This window comes from Streptomyces sp. UNOB3_S3, assembly GCF_020740895.1.
In the GTDB taxonomy this organism is placed as follows: domain Bacteria; phylum Actinomycetota; class Actinomycetes; order Streptomycetales; family Streptomycetaceae; genus Streptomyces.
In genome coordinates this window covers 20888-29828 of record NZ_JAILXP010000035.1, presented here as the reverse complement: position 1 = coordinate 29828, position 8941 = coordinate 20888, and the positions used below count along the sequence as shown (strand labels likewise).

The following is an 8941-nucleotide window of genomic DNA, read 5'->3' as shown; positions in this document are numbered from 1 at the left end:
CCATGGACACCTGCCATGTTGCGTGCCCGGCCGCCCCCGGCCCACCGGCCCGACGGGCCTCGCCGCCTGGGCCCGCGACCTGGCCATGGGCGCCCGGTTCGCCGTCACCGGAGGCCGCGAGAGCCTGCTGCGCACCGCGCTCGTCGCCATCGGCGTCGGCCTCGGCGTGGCCCTGCTGGCGATCGCCGCGTCGGTGCCGCACCTGTCCGCCGCGCGGGAACACCGCGAGAACGCGCGCTCCGTCAACGACCAGCCCGGCGCCGGAAGAAGCATCGTGGCGAGCGACCGCACCCTGCTCTACCAGGCGGTCACCACCGACTTCCACGACAAGCCCCTGGAAGGGGCCCTGCTCCAGCCCGAGGGCCCCCGGGCGCCGCTCCCGCCGGGCGTGGCGGCCCTGCCCGCCCCCGGCGAGATGGTGGTCTCCCCGGCACTGCGCGACCTGCTGCGCTCCGCCGACGGCGAGCTGCTGCGTGAGCGGCTCCCCCACCGGATCGCCGGCGTCATCGGCGACGAGGGCGTCATGGGCCCCGACGAGCTCTTCTACTACGCGGGCAGCGACCGGCTCCGGCTGGACGCGCTCCACGGGCCCGGCATCCACGACGCCCCCGCGCGCATCGACCGGTTCGGCCACGAGGAGGGCGGCGACCCGGTCAGCCCGGTGCTCGTGGTGCTGATGAACATGACGTGCGTGGTGCTGCTGCTGCCGATCGGCATCTTCATCGCCACGGCCGTCCGCGCCGGCGGCGAGCGCCGCGACCGGCGGCTGGCCGCGCTGCGGCTCGTGGGCACCGACATCCGCGCCACCCGGCGGATCGCGTCCGGTGAGGCGCTGTGCGGCGCCCTGCTGGGCCTGGGCGTCGGCGCGGCGGTATTCCTGATCATCCGTCGCTTCGCCTCCGGCATCACGATCCGGGACGTCGCCATCTCCCCCGCCGACCTGGTGCCCTCCCCGGCCCTGGCCGCGCTGATCGCGGTCGCGGTGCCGGCTGTCGCCGTCCTCGTCACCCTGGTCACGCTGCGCCGCGTCACCATCGAACCGCTGGGCGTCATGCGCGACACCACGCCCCGGCGCCGCCGCCTCTGGTGGCGCCTGCTGTTCCCGGCGGCGGGCCTGGCCCTGCTGATCCCGCTCTTCGGCGGTGTGACGATGGACCCGTACGCGGAAGACTTCAGCACCTACCAGGTGGCCGGCGGCGGCATCCTCGTCCTGGTCGGCATCGCGGCCCTGCTGCCCTGGCTGCTGGAGGCCTGCGTGGCCCGTTTCCGGGGCGGCCCGGTCTCATGGCAACTGGCCACCCGGCGCATCGAATCGCACCCCGGGCCCGCCGCCCGCGCGGTCGGCGGCATCACCGTGGCCATGGCCGGAGCCATCGCCGTCCAGATGCTCTTCGCGGGAGTCCAGGGCGAGTTCGTGGAAGACCTGCCGACGCACTCCCAGATGATGGGTGTCTACCGGGCGAGCACGCCCGCCGAGGCCCGGAGCTACACCAACAGCTTCCGCGCCACCCCGGGCGTCCGGGACGCGCTCGTCACCGTGGACCAGTTCGCGCGCAAGCGCGACGGTGCGGCGAGCAGCGTCACCGGCGTGACCGTCGGCGACTGCGACACGCTGCGCCGGCTGGCCAAGCTGGACTCCTGCCGGGACGGCGACGTGTTCGTCGCGGACGAGCCCGGGGACGAGCCCGGTCGCTCGGCCCAATTCCCGCCCGGAACCGGTCTGTTCATGGAGGACTGGCCCCACGAGCGCGGCGGCCGCAAGGCACGGACGTACGAGTGGACGATCCCCTCCTCCGCCCGGATCGTCCAGGCGGTCAAGGACCCGATGGGCCGCTACCACCAGGGCGTGCTCGCCACGCCGTCCGCCATCGACGTCAAGGCCCTGCCCGAACCCACGACCGAGGCGGCGATCCAGCTCGAACCCGGGAACACCGACGCCATCGAACGCGTCCGCAACACCGCTGCCGCCATCGACCCGTTGTTCCGGGTCCACCGCATGGGCGGGATACAGAAGGACTCCAACTACGCCACGATCCAGCGGGCCCTGCTCATCGGCACCGGCCTCCTGCTGGCACTGATCGGCGCGGGCCTCACCGCGACGACGATGGAGCAACTCCGCGAGCGCAGGCGCCTGATGTCCACGCTCGCGGCCCTGGGCGCACGGCGCAGGTCGGTCGCCGGCTCGGTGCTGTGGCAGACCGCGATCCCCGTGGTCCTGGGCACGGCCCTCGCGGTGGCGGGCGGACTCGGCCTGGGCTGGGTGATGCTCCGGGTCGTCAACGGCACGGTCCGCGACTGGCTCGGCTTCCTGCCGGTGGTGGGGGTGGGCGTAGGCATGATCGCCCTGGTCACAGCCCTCTCTCTCCCGGCCGTACACCGCACAACCCGCCCGAACGGCCTGAGAACGGAGTGAGCCTGGTTGCGGGCCTCAGCCCGCAACCACCCGCACGGGCAACCGCGCCATTTCCTTCCGCAACGCATCAGCGAACACCTCGAACTCCCCCTGCCGCGCCGCCCCCGCCCGCATAGCCAACGCGATGCGCCGCGAGGGCGCCGGCTCGGCGAAGTACCCCGTGGCGAGCCGGTCGCTGCGCCCGGTCTCGACCCGCAGCGCCGTCCGCGGCAGCAGCGTCACACCGAGCCCACCCCCCACCAACTGCACCAGCGTGGAAAGCCCGGCCGCACTGGTGGTCGTCTGCGCCCCCTCCGTGCGCCCGGCGTCGTGGCAGACCTCCAGCGCCTGGTCGCGCAGGCAGTGCCCCTCGTCGAGCAGCAGCAGATCGAGCTCGCGCAGCGCCTCCCGGGGAATGTCGTGCCGCCCGGCCAGCCAGTGGTCGCAGGGGGTGACGAGGACGAAGTCCTCGTCGAAGAGCGGAAGCTCGCTCACCCCCGCCACCCCCAGCGGCACGGCGAGCAGCAGCAGATCGAGCCGCCCCTGGGTGAGCCCGTCCAGCAGCGAGGACGTCTGCTCCTCGTGGACCTGAAGGTCCAGGTCGGGGTACGAGTCGCGCACCAGCCGCAGCACTATCGGCAGCAGATAAGGAGCGACTGTCGGAATCACCCCGAGCCGCAGCACCCCCGTGAAGGGCGCGCGGGCCGCGTCGGCCTCCTCCAGCAGCGCGCCGACGGCGTCGAGGACCGTACGGGCCCGGACGGCCAGCCGCTCACCCGCAGGACTGAGGAGCACTTTTCTCGTCGTACGCTCGAGAAGCTGAATGTCGAGCGTCTCCTCCAGGGCCGAGACGGCGCTGGAGAGCGCGGGCTGGCTCATCCCGAGGGCCGTGGCGGCGTCGCGGAAGTGAAGATGCTCGGCGACAGCGGCGAACGCGCGCAGCTGGGCCAGGCTGGGCTGGCGGCGGGGGCGTTCCGGCCGCCCCTGGGTTATGGACGACGACGTCACTGATAACCACCTCCGATCAACATCACCCAGTCTAGCTATTTCCGCTATCAATGCCTCCTGTGGCACTGTGGTTCCTGTCCAACCCACAGGAAACCCCACGAACGGGGAGTTTCCTCGTTGCAAGGAGAGCGCGTGCTCACTGTCGGTGACAAGTTCCCCGAGTTCGACCTGACCGCCTGTGTGGACCTCGACGCGGACAAGGCCTTCGCGCAGATCGACCACAAGACCTACGAGGGCAAGTGGAAGGTCGTCTTCTTCTGGCCGAAGGACTTCACCTTCGTCTGCCCGACCGAGATCGCCGCGTTCGGCCAGCTGAACGACGAGTTCGCCGACCGTGACGCCCAGATCCTCGGTGTCTCCGGCGACTCCGAGTTCGTGCACCACGCCTGGCGCAAGGACCACAAGGACCTGCGCGACCTGCCCTTCCCGATGCTGGCCGACGCCAAGCACGAGCTGATGCAGGCCTGCGGCGTCGAGGGCGAGGACGGCTACGCCCAGCGCGCCGTCTTCATCGTGGACCCGAACAACGAGATCCAGTTCGTCATGGTGACCGCCGGCTCCGTCGGCCGTAACCCCAAGGAGGTCCTGCGGGTCCTCGACGCCCTCCAGACGGACGAGCTGTGCCCCTGCAACTGGAACAAGGGCGAGGACACCCTCGACGCCGTCAAGCTCCTCTCGGGCGAGTGAGCTGATCTCCCATGGCCCTCGATGAGCTGAAGTCCGCGATACCGGACTACGCCAAGGACCTGAAGCTGAACCTCGGCTCGGTCATCGGCAACTCCGACCTGCCGCAGCAGCAGCTGTGGGGCACGGTCCTCTCCTGCGCGATCGCGACCCGTTCGCCGATCGTCCTGCGCGAGCTGGAGCCCCAGGCCAAGGAGAACCTCTCCCCCGAGGCGTACACCGCCGCCAAGGCCGCTGCCGCGATCATGGCGATGAACAACGTCTACTACCGCACCCGGCACCTGCTGTCGGACCCGGAGTACGGCAACCTGCGCGCGGGTCTGCGGATGAACGTCATCGGCAACCCGGGCGTGGAGAAGGTCGACTTCGAGCTGTGGTCCCTGGCCGTCTCCGCCATCAACGGCTGCGGCATGTGCCTCGACTCCCACGAGCAGGTGCTGCGCAAGGCCGGTGTGAGCCGTGAGGTGATCCAGGAAGCCTTCAAGATCGCCTCTGTCCTGCAGGCCGTCGGTGCCACGCTGGACGCCGAGGCCGTGCTGAACGGCTGAGCCTTCCTTTCACGAGAACGGGCCCCCGACCGATTGGTCGGGGGCCCGTTCTCGTCATGCGTCAGGAGGAAACCTCCGGCGGCGAATCGTCCTTCGCGTACGCCCGTAGGTACCCGACGACCGTATTGGTCACCGCCACCAGCGGCACCGCGACGACCGCGCCGCCGATGCCCGCGGTCATCGAGCCCGCGGCGACGGCGAGGACCACGGCCAGCGGGTGGACGCGCACGGCGCGGCCGAGGATGAAGGGCTGGAGCACATGGCCCTCGATCTGCTGCACCGCGAGCACCACGGCCAGCACCATCGCCGCCGTGAAGACGTCCCGGGTGACCAGCGCCACGACGACCGCCAGGGCGCCGGAGACGACGGCGCCGACCAGCGGGATGAAGGCGAAGAGGAAGATGAAGACGGCCAGCGGCACATACATGGGCACCTTGAGGAAGTAGAGCCCTATGCCGATGAAGATCGCGTCGATCAGGGCCACTATCACCGTGCCGCGCACATAGGCCGTCAGCGTCGCCCAGGCCCGCGGGCCCGCGCCCGCGACGCCCTCGCGGGCGGCCTCGGGCACCAGCTTGAGCAGCCACTGCCAGATGCGGGGGCCGTCGTAGAGCAGGAAGAGCGTGCTGAACATCGCGAGCAGGATGCCCGTGAGCACCTCGATGATGACCTGGACACCCTCTATGCCGGCGGAGGTGATGTCCTTGGTGCTGGTGCCGATGGCCTCGCTGAGCTTGTCGGCGATGTTGTTGATCTGGCCCTGGGTGACGTGGAACGGGCTGTTGAGCAGCCAGCGCTTGAGCTCGGTGATGCCGTGCTGGACCTGTTTGGACAGGTCGTCGAGGTTCTCCGTCACCTGCCAGACCACGAACCAGCCGACCAGGCCCATGATGACGAAGCCGGACAGGAACGTCAGGGCCGTGGCGAGGCCGCGCGGCACACCGCGCCGCTTGAGCAAGGCGACGGTGGGCTGGAGCAGGGCCGTGATCAGCAGTCCGGCGACGAAGGCCAGCACCACCAGCCGCACCGCGCTGATCACCCGCATCAGCACCCACAGGGTGCCGGCCAGTACCAGCAGCCGCCAGCCCACCTCGGCCGCGACCCGGACGCCCCAGGGAACGGCGGCGACGGGATCGGGCCGCGCGGCGGACGCGGTCTGGGGCCCCGGGGCGCACGGCGGCACGGACCCGGCACCGGACTCCGGAGCCGGGGTCGAAGCCGGAGCCGGAGCCGGAGCCGCCGACTCGGGCGTACCGGCCGTAGCGGACCCGGAGGGCGACGCGGCGGCGGGCGTGGCGGCGGACGCGGACGCGGAGACGGGCGTGGGTACGGGCCCGGACGCGGCGCCGGACGCCGGGCCGGCCGCGGACCCCGCGCCGGCGTTCGCCCTGCGGGCCTCCAGCCGCTCGCCGAGCCGTACCAGACCGGAGCCCAGCCCGCCCAGCATTTGTGGCAATCTGGACATTTTTCTTCCTCTACCCCCACTCCCCCGTGGCCGTACCCGTCGACGTTACCTGGCCGGTGGGACAGCGAAGCCCCCGACCTTCGCGGGTCGGGGGCTTCGGCTGGTCAAGAGGTGGCGGCAGGGCCTAGTACCACTGGTTGGCCTGCCAGAACGACCAGGCGCCACAGGGGCTGCCGTAGCGCTCGTTCATGTAGCTGAGGCCCCACTTGATCTGGGTGGCCGGGTTGGTGCGCCAGTCGGCGCCCGCGGACTCCATCTTGGTGCCGGGCAGCGCCTGGACGAGACCGTAGGCACCGGAGGAGGCGTTGGTGGCGGTGTAGTCCCAGGTGCTCTCGTTGTTCACGATGTTGCTGAAGCACTGGAACTGGTCGCCGGGGATCATCTGCCGGGCCATCGCCTGGACCTCGGCGACGGAGTAGGAGCCCTTGACCGCGAAGGACGAGGCGTCGCGGGTGGCGGAGCGGCTGGAGACCTGCTCCTTCTCCTCGCGCTCCTTGGCCTTCTTCTCGGCCTCTTCCTTCGCCTTCGCCTCGGCGGCTTCCTTCTTCGCCGTGGCGTCCTCGGCGGCCTGCTTGCGCGCGGCCTCCTCGACGTCCTTCTTCGCGGCGTCGTCGGCGGCCTGGGTCTGCGTCTCCGCCTGCTGCGTGAGGGAAGCGGTCTGCGCCTGGACGTTCTGTCCCGAGGGGATGGCGGCGAGAAGCGTCGTGTCCGCTGCGGTGGCCTCGACGGTGTCGGTCGTGCCCTGGTCGTGACCCGCGGCGACACCGACGACGGCGCCTACGGTGGTGACAGCGGTGGCGGATGCCACGGCGAATCCCCGGACAGAAATCCGGCTCACACGTATTCCTTCCAGCGTCGCCCGCATAGGTGACCTCGCGGACGCGATCGTGCCCCTGGCGCGGGCCTCCGTCAGTACCGGTCCCGAGGGGACCGGCCGGTCACTGGAGGCGCTGACCCGGTGGGCCCTCCCGGGGGAGGTCCGCGACATGCTCGGGCGGCATACGGCGACGCTGTTCAGTTTTCGCTGTTCCGCATCGCCCCCGGAGGGGCCCAAGTGCCGTATGCGGGGCCTGACAGGAAGCAGACTCTGCCTGAACGGAACGCTCCGAGGCAATTCCCGGTCACGTGGGAAAGCTCACATGCCGTTTATCCCTGCGGCTTTACGGAAACAGCGGCGCCATGGAACGGCGCGCGGCTAAGCTCCTCGGCTTCACCGCGCGCCTGCCGGGACGGAGTCGGTCAGATACGACCGTCCTCCAGCAATTCGGTCACCAGCGCCGCGATGGGCGAACGCTCCGAGCGCGTCAGGGTGACGTGCGAGAAGAGGGGGTGCCCCTTGAGCTTCTCGACCACGGCGACCACACCGTCGTAGCGCCCGACGCGGAGGTTGTCGCGCTGGGCCACGTCATGGGTGAGCACCACCCGGGAGTTGGCCCCGATCCGCGACAGGACCGTGAGCAGCACGTTCCGTTCCAGCGACTGGGCCTCGTCGACGATGACGAAGGCGTCGTGCAGCGAGCGGCCGCGGATGTGGGTGAGCGGGAGGACCTCCAGCATGCCCCGCCCCACGACCTCCTCGATCACCTCGGTGGTCGTCACGGCCGAGAGGGTGTCGAAGACCGCCTGCGCCCAGGGGCTCATCTTCTCGGCCTCGCTGCCGGGCAGATACCCCAACTCCTGGCCGCCCACCGCGTACAGCGGCCGGAACACCATCACCTTGCGGTGCTGGCGGCGCTCCAGCACGGCCTCCAGGCCCGCGCACAGGGCCAGGGCCGACTTGCCCGTGCCCGCGCGGCCGCCCATGGAGACGATCCCGATGTCCGGGTCCAGCAGCAGGTCCAGGGCCACCCGCTGCTCGGCGCTGCGGCCGTGGATGCCGAACGCCTCCCGGTCGCCGCGCACCAGCCGCACCTCGCCGTCCGCCGTGACCCTGCCCAGCGCCTTGCCGCGCTCGGACTGGAGCACCAGTCCGGTGTGCACGGGCAGTTCGGCGGCCTCGGGGACGTACACGCGCTCGGCGGTGAAGAGTTCGTCCACCTGCTCGGCGGTGACGGCGAGCTCCGCCATCCCCGTCCAGCCGGAGTCGGTGATGGCGAGCTCCGCGCGGTACTCCTCGGCCAGCAGTCCGACCGCGGACGCCTTGATGCGCAGCGGCAGGTCCTTGGAGACGACGGTGACGTCGTACCCCTCGGCCTGGAGGTTGCGGGCGACCGCGAGGATGCGCGAGTCGTTGTCACCGAGTCGGAAGCCGGCGGGCAGTATGCCCGGATCGGAGTGGTTCAGCTCCACCCTGAGCGTGCCGCCGAGCTCACCGGTCGGGATCGGCGCGTCGAGCCGGCCGTGGCGCACGCGGTACTCGTCGAGCAGGCGCAGGGCCTTGCGCGCGAAGTAGCCGAGCTCGGGGTGGTGCCTCTTGGCCTCCAACTCCGTGACCACCACCACGGGCAGCACGACCTCGTGCTCCTCGAAGCGGGACACGGCTCCTGGGTCGGCCAGCAGGACGCTGGTGTCGAGGACATAGGTGCGCCGGTCGCCATCACGGCGCTTCTTGCTGTTCACCACGGGTGGACGAACCCCCTCGTGCTTCAGGTAAGGGCGCACCGCCGCTGTGAGAAACGCCGGCGCGGGGAATGAGCCGGGGACGGGCCCTCCAGGGTCGCCGGTCGTCATCCGGCCCACCGTCTTCGCCGTGCGGGCGCTCCGGCCCGCTCGGTCCGCACGGTCGTCGTCCTGGTGCAAAGGGCCTCCCGGGCGGGCGGCCCCATGCCGCCCGCTGGCAGAGCGACGGTCCCAGTTCCGACCGTCGGCCTGCTGGGGATATTCCCGCTGTACCGCGTGAGCATG

Annotated in this window: 7 protein-coding genes; 3 read left to right on the top strand and 4 right to left on the bottom strand. The window is 71.0% G+C overall.

What is annotated here, in order from left to right; translation table 11 throughout:
* Positions 1-22 precede the first annotated feature (22 nt).
* The gene (locus K6I33_RS06415) at positions 23-2413 is read left to right on the top strand and encodes an ABC transporter permease (protein WP_308297066.1); all 2391 of its coding nucleotides are present in this window, start codon (positions 23-25) and stop codon (positions 2411-2413) included.
* A 15-nt stretch (positions 2414-2428) separates the two neighbouring features.
* Here K6I33_RS06415 and K6I33_RS06410 read toward each other — a convergent pair whose 3' ends face one another.
* Positions 2429-3400, bottom strand: coding sequence for a hydrogen peroxide-inducible genes activator (locus K6I33_RS06410; RefSeq protein ID WP_229348700.1), 972 nt, complete (start codon positions 3398-3400; stop codon positions 2429-2431).
* A 132-nt stretch (positions 3401-3532) separates the two neighbouring features.
* Here K6I33_RS06410 and K6I33_RS06405 point away from each other — a divergent pair, with 132 nt between their 5' ends.
* On the top strand, positions 3533-4087 hold the full coding sequence (locus tag K6I33_RS06405) for a peroxiredoxin (protein WP_189451664.1): 555 nt from the start codon (positions 3533-3535) through the stop codon (positions 4085-4087).
* 11 nt (positions 4088-4098) lie between these two features.
* Positions 4099-4632, top strand: a complete 534-nt coding sequence (locus K6I33_RS06400) for an alkyl hydroperoxide reductase (protein ID WP_126915797.1) — start codon at positions 4099-4101, stop codon at positions 4630-4632.
* A 61-nt stretch (positions 4633-4693) separates the two neighbouring features.
* On the opposite strand, the gene K6I33_RS06395 is transcribed toward K6I33_RS06400, so the two are convergent.
* From K6I33_RS06395 to K6I33_RS06385, 3 genes are all read right to left on the bottom strand, one after another.
* On the bottom strand, positions 4694-6097 hold the full coding sequence (locus tag K6I33_RS06395) for an AI-2E family transporter (RefSeq protein ID WP_229348699.1): 1404 nt from the start codon (positions 6095-6097) through the stop codon (positions 4694-4696).
* 124 nt (positions 6098-6221) lie between these two features.
* Positions 6222-6962 (bottom strand): transglycosylase SLT domain-containing protein, encoded by a 741-nt coding sequence (locus tag K6I33_RS06390; RefSeq protein ID WP_229348698.1) that lies wholly within the window; start codon positions 6960-6962, stop codon positions 6222-6224.
* Positions 6963-7336: 374 nt separating this feature from the next.
* On the bottom strand, positions 7337-8659 hold the full coding sequence (locus K6I33_RS06385; RefSeq protein WP_229348697.1) for a PhoH family protein: 1323 nt from the start codon (positions 8657-8659) through the stop codon (positions 7337-7339).
* Positions 8660-8941 lie beyond the last annotated feature (282 nt).

Coding starts and splice junctions, on each gene's coding strand:
- K6I33_RS06395 (WP_229348699.1), bottom strand. CDS start 6,097: ATGTCCAGATTGCCACAAATGCTGGGCGGGCTGGGCTCCGGTCTGGTA.
- K6I33_RS06400 (WP_126915797.1), top strand. CDS start 4,099: ATGGCCCTCGATGAGCTGAAGTCCGCGATACCGGACTACGCCAAGGAC.
- K6I33_RS06390 (WP_229348698.1), bottom strand. CDS start 6,962: ATGCGGGCGACGCTGGAAGGAATACGTGTGAGCCGGATTTCTGTCCGG.